The organism is Streptomyces sp. RPT161 (assembly GCF_027533845.1).
In the GTDB taxonomy this organism is placed as follows: domain Bacteria; phylum Actinomycetota; class Actinomycetes; order Streptomycetales; family Streptomycetaceae; genus Streptantibioticus_A; species Streptantibioticus_A silvisoli_A.
The window spans coordinates 1-17,896 of record NZ_JAPZVN010000036.1 but is presented as its reverse complement, the minus strand read 5'-3'; the positions used below and the strand labels follow the sequence as shown (position 1 = coordinate 17,896).

2 protein-coding genes are annotated in these 17,896 nt (G+C 72.8%); both read right to left on the bottom strand.

Annotated features, from left to right (window positions below; genetic code table 11):
- Positions 1-44: 44 nt before the first annotated feature.
- Positions 45-15,410 carry a type I polyketide synthase gene (locus O5O46_RS33950; RefSeq protein ID WP_269859530.1) on the bottom strand — a complete coding sequence of 5,122 codons (15,366 nt, stop codon included), beginning with the start codon at positions 15,408-15,410 and terminating at the stop codon, positions 45-47.
- 292 nt (positions 15,411-15,702) lie between these two features.
- Positions 15,703-17,896: SDR family NAD(P)-dependent oxidoreductase (locus O5O46_RS33945; protein WP_269859529.1), on the bottom strand; the 2,194-nt coding region annotated here is incomplete at its 5' end.

Genomic DNA, 17,896 nt, shown 5'->3' with positions numbered 1-17,896 from the left:
CCGTGCCGTGAACCGGAGTTGCCGTACTCATGAAGCGCGCGTCATCACAGGCCGAGTTCCTCGTCCAAAAGGTCGAAGAGTTCGTCCGCGGTGGCGGACTCGATTTCCCGTTCTTCGGCAGCGGTGTCCGTTGCACTGTGCGTTTCGTTCCACTTCGACATGAGGTCTCGCAGGCGGGCGGTGATGCCGGGCCGTTCGGCATCGTCGGAGTCGATCGCGGAGAGGATCTCTTCCAACTTGTCGAGTTCGGCGTGTACGGACCGCTGGGCCGCGGCGTCGTCCGTGCGGAGTTCGCCGCTCAGATATCCGGCGAGCGCGGCGGGCGTCGGGTAGTCGAATATCAGCGTGACCGGCAGCCGTGTTCCGGCGACCGCGCCGAGGCGGTTGCGCAGGTCCACGGCGGTCAGCGAATCGAAGCCCAGGTCGAGGAAGCCGCGCTCGGCGTCGACCGCGTCCGCTCCCGAGTGGCCCAGCACCGCGGCCACTTGGGTGCGCACCGCGTCCAGCAGCACCCGGTCGCGCTCCTCGTTCGGCAGTCCGGCCAGTCGCTCCTGCAGCGAGGAGGTCGTGGTGGCGCTGTCGGCCGTGCCGCCGGTCTGCTCGGCGCGCCGCGCCGGGGTGCGGACCAGGCCGCGCAGCAGCGGCGGCAGCGTGCCCGCGGCGGCCTGTGCGCGCAGTCCCGCGGCGTCGGTGCGCATGGGCACCAGTACCGCGTCGTCCAGGGCACCGCTCAGGTCGAACAGGGCCAGGCCCTCGTCGGACGGCAGCGGTGCCACTCCGGCCCGTGCCATGCGGGTCAGGTCGGCCTCGGTGAGGCTGCCCGCCATGCCGTCACCGGCACCCCACAGGCCCCAGGCCAGCGAACTGGCGGGCAGGCCCTGTGCGCTGCGGTGCTCGGCCAGCGCGTCGAGGAAGGTGTTCGCCGCCGCGTAGTTGCCCTGCCCGGCGCCGCCGAACAGACCCCCGACGGACGAGAACAGTACGAACGCGGACAGTTCACGGTCGCGGGTCAGCTCGTGCAGGTGCCATGCGGCGTCGGCCTTCGGGCGCAGTACGCGGTCGATCCGCTCGCCGGTGAGCGAGTCGATGACTCCGTCGTCCAGCACACCGGCGGTATGGATCACCGCGGTCAGCGGGTGCCCGTCGGGGATCGTGGCCAGCGTCTCGGCCAGCGCCTCCCGGTCCGCCGCGTCGCAGGCGGCCCAGGTGACCGTCGCACCCAACTCCCGTAGTTCGGCGGCAAGTTCCTCGGCGCCCTCCGCGGATCCACCACGTCGGCTGGTCAACAGCAGGTGGCGGGCGCCGCGCTCGGTCACCAGGTGCCGGGCGAACAGTCGGCCCAGTGTTCCGGTGGCGCCGGTGATCAGCACGGTGCCGTTGCCGTCGAGGTCCGGTGCGGCCTCTTCCACGGCCGCGACCCGGGCCAGTCTGAAGGCGTGGGCGGTGCCCGCGCGCAGGGCCAGTTGCGGCTCGTCGGTGGCGAGCGCCGGGGCCAGTGCCCGGTTCGAGGCATCGGTGCGGTCGGTGTCGACCAGCACGAACCGGCCGGGGTTCTCCGACTGCGCCGTGCGCACCAGGCCCCACACCGGCGCGTGCACCAGATCCGTCACGTCCTCGCCGGGCCGTACCCGCACGGCGCTACGGGTGACGAGCACCAGCCGCGAGTCGGCGAACCGTTCGTCGGCCAGCCAGGATTGCACCAGCGCCAGCGCCTCACGCGCCGCCGCCCGGGCCGCGCCCGGCATGTCCTGCGGTGCCCCCGCGTCGGCCAGCGGCACGAAGACCGTCTCCGGGACCGGGGCGCCGTCCGCCACGGCCGCGGCGAGCGCGGGCAGGTCCGGGTAGCTGTCGAGCCGGTCGCCGGACAGCTCCAGCGCCTCGGCGCCCAGCACCACCCAGCGTTCGCCGATGGGGACGGTGCCCGCCGCCTCCGGCAGCGCAGTCCACTCCACCCGGAACAGCGACTCCTGGTGCGCGGTACGCGCGGTCAACTGCTCGGCGCTGACCGGCCGCAGCACCAGCGCGTCCACCGTGGCGACCGGCGCACCGGTGCCGTCCGCCAGCCGCAGCGACACCCCGCCGGACGCGGTCGGCGTCAGCCGGGCCCGCAGCGTGTCGGCGCCCGTGGCGTGCAGCCGCACCCCGGTCCAGGCGAACGGCAACCGGGCCCGGCCCGCGTCGTCGTCCACGTCCCGGCTCACGCCGCCAAGGCCGATTCCGTGCAGTGCGGCGTCCAGCAGCGCTGGGTGCACGCCGTACGCGCCCGCGTCGGTGCCGTAGCCCTGCGGCAGCCGGATTTCGGTGAACAGTTCGTCGCCACGCCGCCAGGCGGTGCGCAGGCCCTGGAACACCGGCCCGTAGCCGAGCCCGGCCTCGGCGACGCCCTCGTAAAGCCCACTGGTGTCCACCTCGGTGGCGTCCTGCGGCGGCCACACGCTCAGGTCGAACGCCTCCGGCTGCTGGCCGACGGCCAGTACGCCGCCCGCGTGCCGCAGCCATGGCTCGTCGGCCGGTGCGTCCTCGGGCCGCGAGTGCAGGGCCAGTTGGCGCCTGCCCGCCTCGTCCGACTCGCCGACCCACAGCCGCAGTTGCACCGCGCCGCGCTCCGGCAGCGCCAGCGGCGCGTGCAGAGTCAGCTCCTCCAGGGTGTCGCAGCCGACCTCCTGGCCCGCGCGCAGCGCCAGCTCCACGAAGGCGGTGCCGGGCAGCAGCACGGTGTCCATGACGGCGTGGTCGGCCAGCCACTGGTGGGTTTGCAGGGACAGCCGTCCGGTGAACACGAAACCGCCGGACTCGGGCAGTTCCACCGCGGCACCCAGCAGCGGGTGGTCCGCTGTGTCCAGACCGGCCGCGATCATGTCCTCGATGGAGACGCCGACGTCGAGCCAGTAGCGCTGCCGCTGGAAGGCGTACGTGGGCAGCTCCACCCGGCGGGCGCCGGTGCCCGCGAAGTACGCCTGCCAGTCGATGGCGGCGCCGCGTACGTGTGCCAGGGCCAGGGCGGCGGTCAGGGTCTCCGCCTCGGCGCGGCCGTCGCGCAGTACGGGTGCGAAGGCGGCCGTGACGCTCTCCTGGGCCATGGCGGACAGCACACCGTCCGGGCCGAGTTCGAGGTACGTCGTCACGCCCTGGGTCTCCAGGGCCTGGATGCCGTCGTGGAAGCGGACGGCCTCGCGGACGTGCCGGACCCAGAAGTCGGGCAGGCAGATGTCCTCCGCGGTGACCAGCGTGCCGGTCAGGTTGGACACGATCGGGATGCGGGGCGCCTCGTACGTCAGGCCGTCGGCGATCTTGCGGAAGTCGGCCAGCATCCCGTCCATGTGGACGGAGTGGAACGCATGGCTGACCGTCAGCCGCTTGGTCTTGCGGCCCCGCGCCTCGAAGCCCTCGGCGATCGCCAGTACCGCGTCCTCATCACCCGCGATCACCACCGACGTGGGCCCGTTGACCGCGGCGATGTCGACGCGTTCGGTCAACAGCGGCGCAACCTCGTCCTCCGCGGCCTGCACCGCCACCATCGCGCCGCCGCCCGGCAGCTCCTGCATCAACCGCCCACGGGCAGCCACCAGCGTGCACGCGTCATCCAGCGACAGCACACCAGCGACATGTGCGGCGGCCAACTCGCCGATGGAGTGCCCGGCCAGGAAGTCAGGCCGCAGACCCCACGACTCGACGAGCCGGAACAACGCCACCTCGACGGCGAACAGCGCGGGTTGCGTGTAAGCGGTCTGGTCCAGCGCCGCACGATCCGCGCCGAACAGCACCTCCCTGACCGGAAGTTCGAACCTGTCGCAGACCGCGTCCAGCGCCGTCGCGAAAACGGGGTAGGACTCGTACAGCTCCCGACCCATCCCGAGCCGCTGGCTGCCCTGCCCGGTGAAAAGGAACGCGACCTTGCCCTCGACCGCCGTGCTGTGCAGCAGGTTCGGGGCCGACTCGCCATGGGTCAGGGCGTCCAGGGCGCGCAGCGCCTCGTCCCGGTCACCGGCCAGCACGGCCGCCCGCTGTTCGAGCGCCGCCCGTGTGGTGGCCAGCGAGAAGCCGAGGTCGGTCAGCCCCGACTCGGCATCGGCCTGCAGGTGGGAGCGCAGCCGCCGCGCCTGGGCGCGTAGCGCGTCCTCACCTCGCGCCGACAACAGCAGCGGCACGTAGGGGAGTTGGCCGTCCGCCGCCTCGGACTTGGGGGTGTCGGTCGTCGGGGCCTGCTCGATGATGACGTGCGCGTTGGTGCCGCTGATACCGAAGGACGACACACCCGCGCGGCGCGGCCGGTTTACCTGCGGCCACTCACGTGCCTCGGTCAGCAGCGAGACCGCGCCCGCCGACCAGTCCACGTGCGGTGACGGCTCGTCCACGTGCAGGGTCTTGGGCAGCAGCCCGTGCCGCATCGACAGCACCATCTTGATCACACCGGCGACGCCCGAAGCGGCCTGGGTGTGGCCCAGGTTGGACTTGACCGACCCCAGCCACAGCGGTTGGTCCTCGGGCCGCCCCTGGCCGTAGGTGGCCAGCAGCGCCTGCGCCTCGATCGGGTCGCCCAGCGTGGTACCGGTGCCGTGCGCCTCCACCACGTCGACCTGGGCGGCGGACACCCGGGCGTTGGCCAGCGCCTGCCGGATGACCCGCTGCTGCGAAGGACCGTTGGGCGCCGTGAGGCCGTTGCTCGCACCGTCCTGGTTGACGGCGGAGCCGCGCACGACCGCCAGCACCTGGTGGCCGTTCCTGCGGGCGTCGGACAGCCGCTCAAGCAGCAACACACCCGCGCCCTCGCCCCAACCGGTGCCGTCGGCCGCGGCGGCGAACGACTTGCAGCGCCCGTCCTCCGCGAGCCCGCGCTGGCGGCTGAACTCGATGAACGTACCGGGGGTGAACATCACGGTGACACCACCGGCCAGCGCCAGTTCGCACTCGCCGTTGCGCAGTGCCTGCGCCGCCAGGTGCAGGGCGACCAGCGACGAGGAGCACGCGGTGTCCACGGTGACCGCCGGGCCTTCGAGGCCGAAGGTGTACGCCACCCGGCCGGAGACCACGCTGCTGGAGCTGCCGGTGCCGAGGTAGCCCTCGACCTCGTCCGGGATGGCGTGCAGTCGCGCGCCGTAGTCGTGGTACATCACGCCCGCGAACACACCCGTGCGGCTGCCGCGCAGCGCCAGCGGGTCGATGCCCGCGCGCTCGAACGCCTCCCAGGAGGTCTCCAGCAGCAGCCGCTGCTGCGGGTCCATCGCCAGCGCCTCACGCGGCGAGATCCCGAAGAACGCCGGATCGAACTCGGCCGCGTCGTGCAGGAATCCGCCCTCGCGGGCGTAGGAGGTGCCCTGGTGTGCCGGGTCCGGGTGGTAGAGGGCGTCCAGGTCCCAGCCGCGGTTTCCGGGGAAGGTGGTGATGCCGTCGGAGCCCGCGGCGAGCAGTCGCCACAGGTCCTCGGGGGTGCGCACCCCGCCCGGGTAGCGGCAGCTCATCGCGACGATGGCGATGGGCTCGTCGGCGACGGTCCTGGTAACGGCCACCGGGACGGCCGCGGCGGCGTCCGTGCCGGTCAGCTCGGTGCGCAGATGGCGGGCGAGCGTGGTCGGGTCCGGGTAGTCGAAGATCAGTGTGGCGGGCAGCCGCAGTCCGGTGGCGGTGTTGAGCTGGTTGCGCAGTTCCACCGCGGTCAGCGAGTCGAAGCCCAGTTCCTTGAACGCCCGGCCGGACTCGACCGCCTCCGGTCCCGCGTGGCCGAGTACCGCCGCCACCTGGGTGCGGACCAGGTCGAGCAGCAGGCGCTGCTGCTCCTGCTGCGACAGTCCCGAAAGCCGTTGTGCCAGACCGGATTCGGCGCCGCTGGCGGCGTCCACGACCCGGCGCGCCGGGGTGCGGACCAGTCCGCGCAGCACGGGGGCGATGGTGCCCGCCGCGGCTTGGGCGCGCAGTGCGGCGAGGTCCAGCCGCATCGGGACCAGGGCGGCGGTGTCCACCGTGCGTGCGGTGTCGAACAGTGCCAGTCCGTCCTCGGCGGTCAGCGGCGGCAGGCCCGCCCGCCGCATCCGGCTGATGTCGGCCTCGTCCAGGCCGCCGGCCATGCCGTCCGCGACCGCCCACAGCCCCCAGGCCAGCGCGGTGGCGGCCAGGCCCTGCGCCTTGCGGTGCTGGGCGAGCGCGTCCAGGAAGGTGTTGGCCGCCGCGTAGTTGCCCTGTCCCGGGCCGCCGAACACACCGGAGGACGAGGAGAACAGCACGAACGCGGACAGGTCCAGATCGCGGGTGATCTCGTGCAGGTGCAGCGCCGCGTCCACCTTCGGACGCAGCACGGTGTCCATGCGGTCCTCGGTCAACGAGCCGATGACGCCGTCGTCCAGCACGCCCGCCGCGTGGATCACCCCGGTCAGCGGATGCTCGGCGGGGATCGCGGCCAGCACCTCGGCCAGCGCGTCCCGGTCGGTCACGTCACAGGCGGACGAGGTGACGGTCGCGCCCAACTCGCTCAGTTCCGTGACCAGTTCGGCCGGGGCGCCACGGCGGCTGACCAGCAGCATGTGCCGTACACCGTGCTCGGCCACCAGGTGGCGGGCGAACAGCCGGGCCAGCGAACCGGACGCGCCGGTGATCAGCACCGTGCCGTCCGGGTCGTAAGGCCGGGCCTGGGCGTCGGCCCGGGCCGGGACGCGTGCCAGCCGCAGCGTCCGCACGGTGCCCTCACGTACCGCCAACTGCGGCTCGCCGCTGGCCAGTGCCGCTGCCAGGGTCTGCGGCGCGGTCTCCTGGCCGTCGAGGTCGACCAGCACGAAGCGGTCCGGGTTCTCGGTCTGCGCCGAGCGCAGCAGGCCCCAGACGGCGGCGTGCGCCAGGTCGTCGACCGGCTCGTACGCAGCGGCGGCCACCGCGCCGCGGGTCACCGCCACCAGCCGTGAACCGGCGAACCGCTCGTCCGCCAGCCATGCCTGGGCGAGCCGCAGCGCGGCGGAGGCGGCCGTGCGCACGATCTGCGGTGTCGCCTCGGCGACCGGGGCGAACGGAACGAAGACCTCGTCCGGTACGTCGGCGCCCTCGTCAACGGCGCGGATCAGCGCGGCCAGGTCCGCGTGCCGAGGCACGTCCAGACCAAGGTCGGCGTCACCGAGTACCGCCCAACTCCCCTGGGGGGAGGCGGCGTTGGTGGGCACGGTGGTCCACTCGTGGCGGAACAGCGACTCGTGGTACGTGGCCCGCGCGGCTCGCAACTGGTCGTCGGACACCGGGCGCAGTCCCAGCGACTCGACGGCGGCGACCGGCGCACCGGTGGCGTCGGCGATCTCCAGCCGGACGCCCTCGGCGCCCGCCGCGACCAGGTGGACGCGCAGCGCGGCGGCGCCGCTGGCGTGCAGCGACACACCTGTCCAGGCGAACGGCAGCCGCCCCTGGCCGTCGTCGGCGCCCAGGCCACCCAGCCCGATGGCGTGCAGTGCGGCGTCCAGCAGTGCCGGGTGCAGGCCGAACCGGCCCGCCTCCGACTCGGCGTCCTGCGGCAACCGCACCTCGGCGAAGATCTCGCCGTCCCGCCGCCAGGCCCGGCTCAGCCCCTGGAAGGCGGGGCCGTAGTCGAAGCCGATGGCCAGCAACTGCTCGTATCGGCCGTCCAGTTCGACTTCGACGGCCTCCGCCGGGGGCCAGGCGGTCAGCTCGAACGACGGCTGCGGCTGCCCCCCGGAAGCCAGCACACCGCTGGCGTGCCGGGTCCACGGCTCGTCGGCGGCCCGGTCCTCGGCGCGCGAGTGCAGGGCCAGCGGGCGGCGTCCGGTGCCGTCGGCGGAGCCCACCGTGAGCCGTAGCCGCACCCCGCCGTGCTCCGGCAGCACCAGCGGCGCCTCAAGGGTCAGCTCCTCCAGGTAGTCACAGCCCACCTGGTCACCCGCGCGCAGCGCCAACTCCACGAACGCGGTGCCTGGCAGCAGGACGGAACCCATGATCGCGTGGTCGGCCAGCCACGGGTGGCTCTGCAACGACAACCGGCCGGTGAGCAACACCCCGTCCGAGTCGGGCAGTTCGGCGACGGCGCCCAGCAGCGGGTGCCCGGTCTCGCCCAGCCCGATCGCGGCGACATCGCCCGCCAGGAACGCGGGCAGCTTCGGCCAGTAGCGCTGCCGCTGGAAGGCATACGTGGGCAGGTCCACGCGGCGGGCGCCGGTGCCCGCGAAGTACGCCCGCCAGTCGATGGCGGCGCCGCGTACATGTGCCACGGCGAGGGCGGTGACCAGGGCTTCCGCCTCGGGGCGGCCGTTGCGGAGGGCGGGGGCGAAGGCCGGGTCCTCGCCGGTGGCGCACTCCTGGGCCATGGCGGACAGCACGCCGTCCGGGCCGAGTTCGAGGAACGTGGTGACGCCCTCGGCCTCCAACGACCGGATGCCGTCGAGGAAGCGGACGGCCTGGCGCACATGGCGGACCCAGTAGTCGGGGGTGCGGATCTCTTCCGCGCCGACCAGCGTGCCGGTGAGGGTGGAGACGATCGGGATGCGCGGGGCGGCGAACGTCAACCCCGACGCCACCTCGCCGAACGCCTCCAACATCCCATCCATGTGCGATGAGTGGAAGGCGTGGCTGACCGACAGCCGCTTGGTCTTACGGCCCTGCGCCTCGAAGCCAGCGGCGATCTCCAGGGCCGCAACCTCGTCACCGGCGATGACGATCGCTGCAGGCCCGTTGATCGCGGCGATGCTCACGCCCTCGACCAGCAGCGGAGCAACCTCGTCCTCCGCCGCCTGGATCGCCACCATCGCGCCGCCGCCCGGCAGCTCCTGCATCAACCGGCCACGAGCCGCCACCAACGCGCAGGCGTCCTCCAGCGACAGCACACCAGCCACGTGGGCGGCGGCCAGCTCGCCGATCGAGTGCCCGGCCAGGAAGTCAGGCTTCAGACCCCACGACTCGACGAGCCGGAACAACGCCACCTCGACGGCGAACAACGCGGGCTGCGTGTATCCGGTCTGGTCCAGCAACTCGGACCGCGAGCCGAACACCACGTCACGCAGGGCGAGTTCGAGATGCTGGTCGAGATAGGCGCACACCGCGTCGAATGCCTCGGCGAAGACGCGGTACGCCTCGTACAGCTCCCGGCCCATGCCCAGCCGCTGGCTGCCCTGCCCGGTGAACAGGAACGCCAGCTTCCGCTCTGCCGTCCGTCCCTCCACCACCCCGGCCGCCGGGCGGCCCTCGGCCAGCGCGTCCAGCGCCGCCAGCACGGACTCGCGCTCCGCGCCCGCCACCACTGCGCGGTGCTCGAACGCCGCGCGCCCGACGGCCAGCGAGAACGCCACGTCGGCAAGGCCGAGTTCGGGGTTGGCGACCAGGTGCGAACGCAGCCTCTCCGCCTGGTCCCGCAGTGCGTCGGCGTGCTTGGCGGACAGCACCAGCGGGGCGGCCGCGGGCCGCGTCTCGTGCGGGGTGTCGCCCTCGAAGGCAGGGGCCTGCTCGACGATGGTGTGTGCGTTGGTGCCGCTGATGCCGAACGAGGAGACGGCGGCCCGGCGCGGACGGCCGGTCTCGGGCCACACCCGGGACTCGGTCAGCAGCGAGACCGCGCCCGCCGACCAGTCGACGTGCGGTGTCGGCTCGTCCACGTGCAGGGTCTGCGGCAGCACACCATGCCGCATGGCCAGCACCATCTTCATCACGCCCGCGACACCGGCCGCGGCCTGCGTGTGGCCGAAGTTGGACTTGATGGAGCCCAGCCACAGCGGCTGGCCCTCCGGCCGCTCCTTGCCGTAGGTGGCGAGCAGCGCCTGCGCCTCGATCGGGTCGCCCAGCGTCGTGCCCGTACCGTGTGCCTCCACCGCGTCCACGTCCGACGTGGTGAGACCGGCGGACGCCAGCGCCTGCCGGATGACCCGCTGCTGGGACGGGCCGTTCGGGGCCGTGAGGCCGTTGCTCGCACCGTCCTGGTTGATGGCGCTGCCCCGGACGATCGCCAGCACCGGATGCCCGTTCCTGCGCGCGTCGGACAGCCGCTCCACCAGCAGCATGCCCGCGCCCTCGCCCCAGCCGGTGCCGTCGGCGCCCGCGGCGAACGCCTTGATGCGGCCGTCGGCGGCCAGGCCGCGTTGGCGGCTGAAGTCGACGAACGAAGCGGGCGTGGACATCACGGTGACACCACCGGCCAACGCCATGGAGCACTCGCCGTGCCGCAGCGCCTGGATCGCCCAGTGCAGCGCGACCAGCGACGACGAGCACGCCGTGTCAACGGTGACCGCCGGGCCCTCCAGACCGAGCACGTACGACACCCGGCCCGACACCACGCTCGCCGCGTTGCCGGTGCCCAGGAAGCCCTCGGTGCCGTCGGGCGCGGCCAGCATCAGGGGCAGGTAGTCCTGGCCGTTGGTTCCGGCGAAGACGCCGACCTGCTCACCGCGCAGCGTCGCCGGGTCGATCCCGGCCCGCTCGAACGCCTCCCAGGAGATCTCCAGCAGCAGCCGCTGCTGCGGGTCCATCGCCAGCGCCTCACGCGGCGAGATGCCGAAGAACGCCGGGTCGAACTCGGCCGCGTCGGCGAGGAACCCGCCCTCGTTGACGTACGAGGTGTTCTCCGCCTCGGACCGCGGGTCGTACAGCGACTCCAGGTCCCAGCCGCGGTCGGTGGGGAATCCGCTGATCGCGTCACGTCCGGACGCCAGCAGCTCCCACAGTTCCTCCGGTGACCGCACACCGCCCGGGAAGCGGCAGCTCATCGCCACGATGGCGATGGGGTCGTCGGCGATGTCAGCCGCCGTCAGCCGGGGCCGCGCGGTGTCCGCCGCGCCCGGCTCGCCGAGCAGCGCCACGCGCAGGAACTCCGCCAGGGCAACGGAGTTGGGGTAGTCGAAGACCAGGGTGGCCGGAAGGCGCAGCCCGGTGAGGGCGCCCAGCAGGTTGCGGATCTCCACCGCGGTCAGCGAGTCGAAGCCGAGGTCGCGGAACGCCCGGCCGGGCTCCACCGACTCAGGCCCCGGGTAGCCGAGGACGGCGGCCACCTGGGTGCGTACGAAGTCCAGCGCGAGCTGCTCGCGTTCGGCCTCGGAGGCCGCGGCCAGGCTGCGCTGGAAGGACGACAGGTCGGCGGTGGCGCCGGGCGCCGTGGCGCTCTCCAGCGCGCGCTGCACCTCCGGCAGCCCGGAGATGAACGGGTTGGCGCGCACCGCGGTGAGGCCCGGAGCGAGCCGCTGCCAGTCGATGTCGGCGACGAGCGAGAACGCCTCGTCCAGGTCGAGCGCCTTGTGCAGTGCGGCGAGCGCCAGCTCGGGGGCCAGCGGCGGCATTCCGGCCTGCCGCAGCCGCTCGGCGACCACCTTGTCGGTCGCCATACCGCCCTCGGCCCAGGCGCCCCACGCCAGTACGGTCGCGGGCAGCCCCTCGGCCCTGCGCTGTTCGCCCAGCGCGTCCAGGTAGGCGTTGGCGGCGGCGTAGTTGGCCTGGCCCGCACCGCCGAAGGTGCCGGCGAAGGAGGAGAACAGCACGAACGCGGACAGGCCCAGGTCACGGGTCAGCTCGTGCAGCACGGCCGCGGCGGTCGCCTTGGCACGCAGCACGCCCGCGATCCGCTGTGGGGTCTGGGCGTCCAGCACACCGTCGTCCAGTACACCGGCGGCGTGCACGACGGCGGTCAGCGGGTAGCGCGCGGGCAGGGAGCGCAGCAGTTCGGCGACCGCGTCCCGGTCGGCGACGTCGCAGGCGGCGACGGTCACCTCGGCGCCCAAGTCCACGAGTTCCGTGCGCAGTTCGTCAGCGCCGGGCGCGTCCGGGCCGCGGCGGCTGACCAGCACCAGGTGCTCGGCGCCGTTGCGGGCCAGCCAGCGGGCGACGTGGGCGCCGAGCGCCCCGGTGCCGCCGGTGATCAGCGCGGTACCGGTGGCGGACCAACGGCCGTTCGGGGCCTCGGTCAGCTCGGACTGCGGGGCGCGGGCCAGTCGGCGGGCGAACACGCCCTGCGGGCGCACCGCGAGCTGGTCCTCTCCGGCCAGGTCGCCGAGGATGTCGGCCAGCCGCGCCATCGCACGGTCGTCGGCCGTGGCGGGCAGGTCGACCAGTCCGCCCCAGCGCTCCGGGTACTCCTGGGCCGCCGAGCGGCCGAGCCCCCACACCTGCGCCTGGTCGGGGCTGGTGAGCTGGTCGGAACGGCCCACCCGGACCGCGCCACGGGTGGCGCACCACAGCGGCGCGTCCACGCCCGTGTCGCCGAGCGCCTGCACAAGCGCGGTGGTGCCGGACAGCCCCGCGGGCAGCGAGGAGTACTCGGCGTGCGGTCTGCCGTCCAGCGCCAGCAGCGACAGGACGCCCGTGACCTCGGCGCCTTCGATCGCGGTACGCAGCCGTTCGGCGACGGCCGTGCGGTCCTCGGTGGCGGCGTCGACGACCAACTGCCGTACGTCCGCGCCGCGTTCGGCTAGGGCGCGGGCGGCGGCGGTCACCCACTCGTCGTCGGTGTGTCCGGCGGGGACGGCCAGCAGCCAGGTGCCGGTGAGCGGCTTGGCCGCGGAGTGCGGCAGCGGCTGCCAGGTGACCCGGTACCGCCAGCCGTCCACGATGGAGCGGTCCCGGCTCTGGCGGTGCCATGCGGACAGCGCGGGCAGCACCGCACTGAGCGGCTGCTCCGGGTCCACGCCGAGGGTTCCGGTGAGCGCCGCCAGGTCCTCGTTGTCCACGACCTCCCAGAACCGGGCGCTCACCGCGTCCAGCGCACTGGCACCGACCGCCTCGCCAGGGTTGGTGAACGGGTCGCGCGGCCAGTACTTGCGCCGCTGGAAGGCATACGTGGGCAGGTCGACGCGGCGCGCCCCGGTGCCGGAGAAGTACGCCTCCCAGTCCAGGCCGTGGCCGCGGACGTGGGCGCGCGCGATGGCGGCGGTCAGCGACTGCGCCTCGGGACGGTCGGTGCGCAGGGCGGGCAGGAAGGCGGCGTCGGAGCGGGTGACGCAGCCCTGTGCCATGGCGGACAGCACGCCGCCGGGCCCGAGTTCGAGGTACGCCGACACACCGTGGCCGTCCAGCCAGCGGATGCCGTCGAGGAAGCGGACGGTCTGGCGGACGTGGCGGACCCAGTAGTCGGGGGTGCCGATCTCGTCGGCGGTGACCAGGGCGCCGGTGAGGGTGGAGACGATGGGGATGCGGGGTGCCTCGTAGGTGAGTCCTGCGGCCACCTGACGGAAGGCGGCCAGCATGCCGTCCATGTGCGGCGAGTGGAACGCGTGGCTCACGGTCAGGCGCTTGGTCTTACGGCCCCGCGCCTCGAAGCCAGCGGCGATCTCCAGGACCGCGTCCTCGTCACCCGCGATCACCACCGACGTGGGCCCGTTGATCGCGGCGATGCTCACGCCCTCGACCAGCAGCGGGGCGACCTCGTCCTCGCCCGCCTCCACGGCCACCATCGCGCCGCCGCCGGGCAGTTCCTGCATCAGACGGCCACGGGCGGCCACCAGCGTGCAGGCGTCCTCCAGCGACAGCACACCAGCGACATGCGCGGCGGCCAACTCGCCGATGGAGTGCCCGGCCAGGAAGTCAGGCTTGACGCCCCACGACTCCACCAACCGGAACAGCGCCACCTCAACGGCGAACAACGCGGGCTGCGTGTAACCGGTCTGGTCCAGCGGTTCGGCGTCGGTGCCGAACAGCACGTCCTTCAGCGGCAGTTCGAACCGCTCACACACCTCGTCCAGGGCCCGGGCGAAGACGGGATACGCCTCGTAGAGCTCCCGCCCCATCCCCAGCCGCTGGCTGCCCTGCCCGGTGAACAGGAAGGCCAACTTGCCCTCGACCGAAGTGCCTTCCACCAGTGACGCGGACGTACCGCCCGTCGCGAGCTCGGCCAATCCGGCCAGCAGCTCGTCGCGGCCCTGCGCCACGACCACCGCGCGCCGGTCCATTGCCGCCCGCGTGACCGCCTGCGAGTAGCCGACGTCCAGCAGGCCGAGACCGGGCTCCGCCGCAAGGCTCCGCCGGAGCCGCTCGGCCTGGGCGCGCAACGCCGCCTCGTCCTTGCCGGACAGCGCGACGGGCACGTAAGGCAGCGGGGTCGCCGTCGTCCCGTCCGTCGCGGAGTCGGGGGCCGGCGCCTGCTCCAGGATGGTGTGCGCGTTGGTGCCGCTCATGCCGAACGACGAGACGCCCACCCGGCGCGGGTGGCCGTTCTCCGGCCACGGCCGCGCCTCGGTGAGCAGGGCGACTTCGCCCGCCGACCAGTCCACGTGCGTGGTCGGCTCGGTGAGGTGCAGGGTCTTGGGCAGCGTGCCGTGGCGCAGCGCCATGACGGACTTGATGACGCCCGCGACACCGGCGGCGGCCTGGGCGTGGCCGATGTTGGTCTTCAACGAGCCCAGCCACAGCGGCCGGTCCTTCGACCGGTCCTTGCCGTAGGTGGCCAGCACCGCCTGCGCCTCGATCGGGTCGCCAAGTGCGGTGCCGGTGCCGTGCGCCTCGACGGCGTCCACCTCGTCGGGCGTGAGGCGGGCGTTGGACAGCGCCTGGAGGATGACGCGTTGCTGGGAGGGGCCGTTGGGCGCGGTGAGCCCGTTGCTGGCGCCGTCCTGGTTGACCGCCGAGCCGCGCACCACGGCCAGTACCGGGTGGCCCTTGCGGCGCGCGTCGGACAGCCGCTCCACCAGCAGCATGCCGACGCCCTCGGACAGGCTGAACCCGTCGGCCTCGGTGGAGAACGCCTTGCAGCGGCCGTCCATCGCCAGACCGCGCTGCTTGCTGTAGTCGATGAACGTACCGGGCGCGGACATCAGGGTCGCGCCACCGGCCAGCGCCAGCGAGCACTCGCCGTTGCGCAGCGACTGCACCGCCAGGTGCAGCGCCACCAGCGAGGACGAGCAGGCGGTGTCCACGGTGACGGCCGGGCCTTCGAGCCCGTACGTGTACGAGAGCCGGCCGGAGGCCACGCTGGCCGCGTTACCGGTGCCCAGATAGCCCTCAAGGTCCTCCGACGAACTCAGCAGCGCGGTGAGGTAGTCGTGGCTGCTGGTGCCGACGAATACGCCGACCTGCTTGCCGCGCATGGACGTCGGGTCGATTCCGGCCCGCTCGAACGCCTCCCAGGACGTTTCCAGCAGCAGCCGCTGCTGCGGATCCATGGAAAGGGCTTCGCGCGGTGAAATGCCGAAGACGCCGGGGTCGAACTGGGCGAAGTCCCTTACGAATCCGCCCTGGTGGACATAGGCCGTGCCCGGGTGCTCCGGGTCCGGGTGGTAGACGGTGTCCAGATCCCATCCGCGGTCGGCCGGGAAGTCGCTGATCACGTCCTCGCCGTCCATGACCAGCTGCCACAGGTCCTCGGGGGAGCTGATGCCCCCCGGGTAGCGGCAGCCGATCCCCACGATGGCGATGGGGTCCTGGTTCTTCGCCTCGGCCTCGCGCAGGCGTTGCCGGGTCTGATGCAGATCCGCCGTCACCAGCTTGAGGTAGTCCCGCAGCGTCTCTTCATTCGCCATTTAACGCAACCCATTTACGGCAGACGGCATCGGAAAATAAACGAACCAGAAACAATCGAACCAGTAACGAATTCAATCGACTTCTCGTAGGGAGGCTATGGTCGGGCCAACCATCCCGACAACCCCTTACCGCCCCCTACGCACCCCTGGCGGGGGTCCGGGCACCACGCCCCGGGGAATCAATCCGTGCCGATGCACGGGCAATACGGCATCCTGACCGACGCCGAGAATTCCGTCAATGCCGCCGAGTGCGGCGCGCATTGACGGAATTACCCTCAACCGGCGGCGCTAATCATGCGCGGCCGAGTCCCTTGTTGATGAACGCGAACAACTCCTCGTCGGTGGCCGACTGGAGCTGGTCCACATCGTCCAGCACGTCGTCCGACGACGCCGACTCCTCGGCCGCCGGGGACTCCGTGTCGTTCCACTTCGCCAGCAGCGACTGCAACCGCATGGTGACCCGGGCGCGGATGACGTTGTCCGGGTTGCTGTCGGCGAGCAGGTCCTCCAGCCGGTCGAGTTCCTCGAGCACCGACGCGCCGGTCTCCGCCGCGTCGGGCAGCACCTCGGCCCGCAGATAGGCGGTGACCGCCGACGGTGTCGGGTGGTCGAAGATCAGCGTCGGCGGCAGCTTCAGCCCGCTCGCCGCGCCCAACCGGTTCCGCAGCTCCACGGCGGTCAGCGAGTCGAAGCCCAACTCCTTGAACGCCCGGTTCGCCTCCACCGCCTCCGCGCCCGAGTAACCGAGCACCGCGGCCACGGCACTGCGCACCAACTCCAGCAGCAGTCGCTCCTGTTCGGTGCCCGGCAGTCCGGCGAGCTGCTTGGTGAGCGGCACGCCACCGGTGAGGTCGTCGGCGGTGTCGCTCTGCGCGTTCTCGATGACCTCGCGCGCCTCGGGGAGTTCGTGCAGCAGTCGACGGGGGCGGTCCGCGGTGAAGGCGAGCGCGAACCGCTTCCAGTCCATGTCGATGACGGTCAACGCCGTCTCGTCCCGGTCCAGGACGTGGCCGAGCGCGGCGACCGCGCGTTCCGGTGCCATCTCGTTGATGCCGTGGCGGCGCATACGGTCGCCGATCGCGCCGCCCACCGCGCTGCCGTCGCCCCACGGGCCCCAGTTGATGGTGGTGGCGGTCAGCCCGTCGGCGCGGCGCTGTTCGGCCAGCGCCTCAAGGAACGCGTTGCCGGGGGCCTGGTTGCCCTGCCCGGGGGCGCCGAAGGTGGCGGCGAAGGACGAGAACAGCACGAACGCGGACAGGTCGAGGTCGCGGGTCAACTCGTGCAGGTTGAGCGTGCCGTCGACCTTGACCCGCAGCACAGCGTCAACCTGTTCCGGGGTCAGCCCCTCGATCACCCCGTCGTCCAGCACGGCCGCGGTGTGCACGACGGCGGTGAGCGGACGGTCGGCGGGGATGGCGTCGAGCAGCGCGGCGAGTGCGGCCCGGTCGGCGATGTCGCACGCGGAGATGGTGGCCTCGGCGCCCAACTCGGCCAGCTCGGTGCGCAGCTCGGCGGCACCGGGGGCGTCAGCGCCGCGTCGGCTGACCAGGTGCAGCCGCTGGGCGCCGTTACGGGCCAGGTGACGGGCGACGTGCGCGCCGAGCGTGCCCGTACCGCCGGTGACCAGCACGGTGCCGTCCGGCCGCCACTCGCGCACCGCGGGCGTCTGCGCCAGCGAGGCTCGCACCAGCCTGCGGGTGAACAGTCCCGAGGAGCGGACCGCGACCTGGTCTTCCCCGTCCGTCCCAGCCAGCACGGCGGCCATTCGGGCCAGCGCGCGGTCATCGACGGCCTCGGGCAGATCGACCAGACCGCCCCAGCGCTCACCGTGCTCCATGGACGCCACCCGGCCAAGGCCCCACACCAGCGCGTGCGCCGGATGCGTCAGCCGATCGGCGGCTCCGACCGACACCGCACCCGTGGTCACGCACCACAGCGGCGTGTTGACCTCGGCGTCGGCCATCGCCTGCAGCAACGCGAGGGCGGAGTGCAGGGGTTGGCCCTCGAAGGCCAGCAGCGACAACACTCCGCTGAGTTCAGTGCCTTCGACGGCAAGGTCCTTGGCCAGCGACTCCCGATCGGTGGCAGTCGGCGTCAACTGCCTGACGGTCGCACCGCGTTCGGCCAGCACACGGGTGACATCGGCCGCCCTGGAGGCTTCGGACTCGGGTGCGACCAGCAGCCAGGTTCCGGAGAGCCGGGCCGTGCCGTCCTCCGGCAATGGCTTCCACGTCACGCGGTAGCGCCAGCCGTCCACCGTCGAGCGCTCGCGGTTGGTGCGGCGCCACGAGGACAGCGCGGGCAGTACGGCGCTGAGCGGCTGGTCGCCGTCGATCTCCAGGGTGTCGGCGAGGGATTCCAGATCCTCGCGCTCGACGGCCTCCCAGAACAGGGCGTCGGTCGGGTCAGTGACCACCGCGGCCGCCGCTCCCGGCACCGCTGCTTCCGGCCAGTAGCGTTGGCGCTGGAAGGCGTAGGTGGGCAGC

Bases quoted from the DNA above. Each gene is read 5' to 3' on its own strand.
- O5O46_RS33950 (WP_269859530.1), bottom strand. From the start codon at position 15,410: ATGGCGAATGAAGAGACGCTGCGGGACTACCTCAAGCTGGTGACGGCG.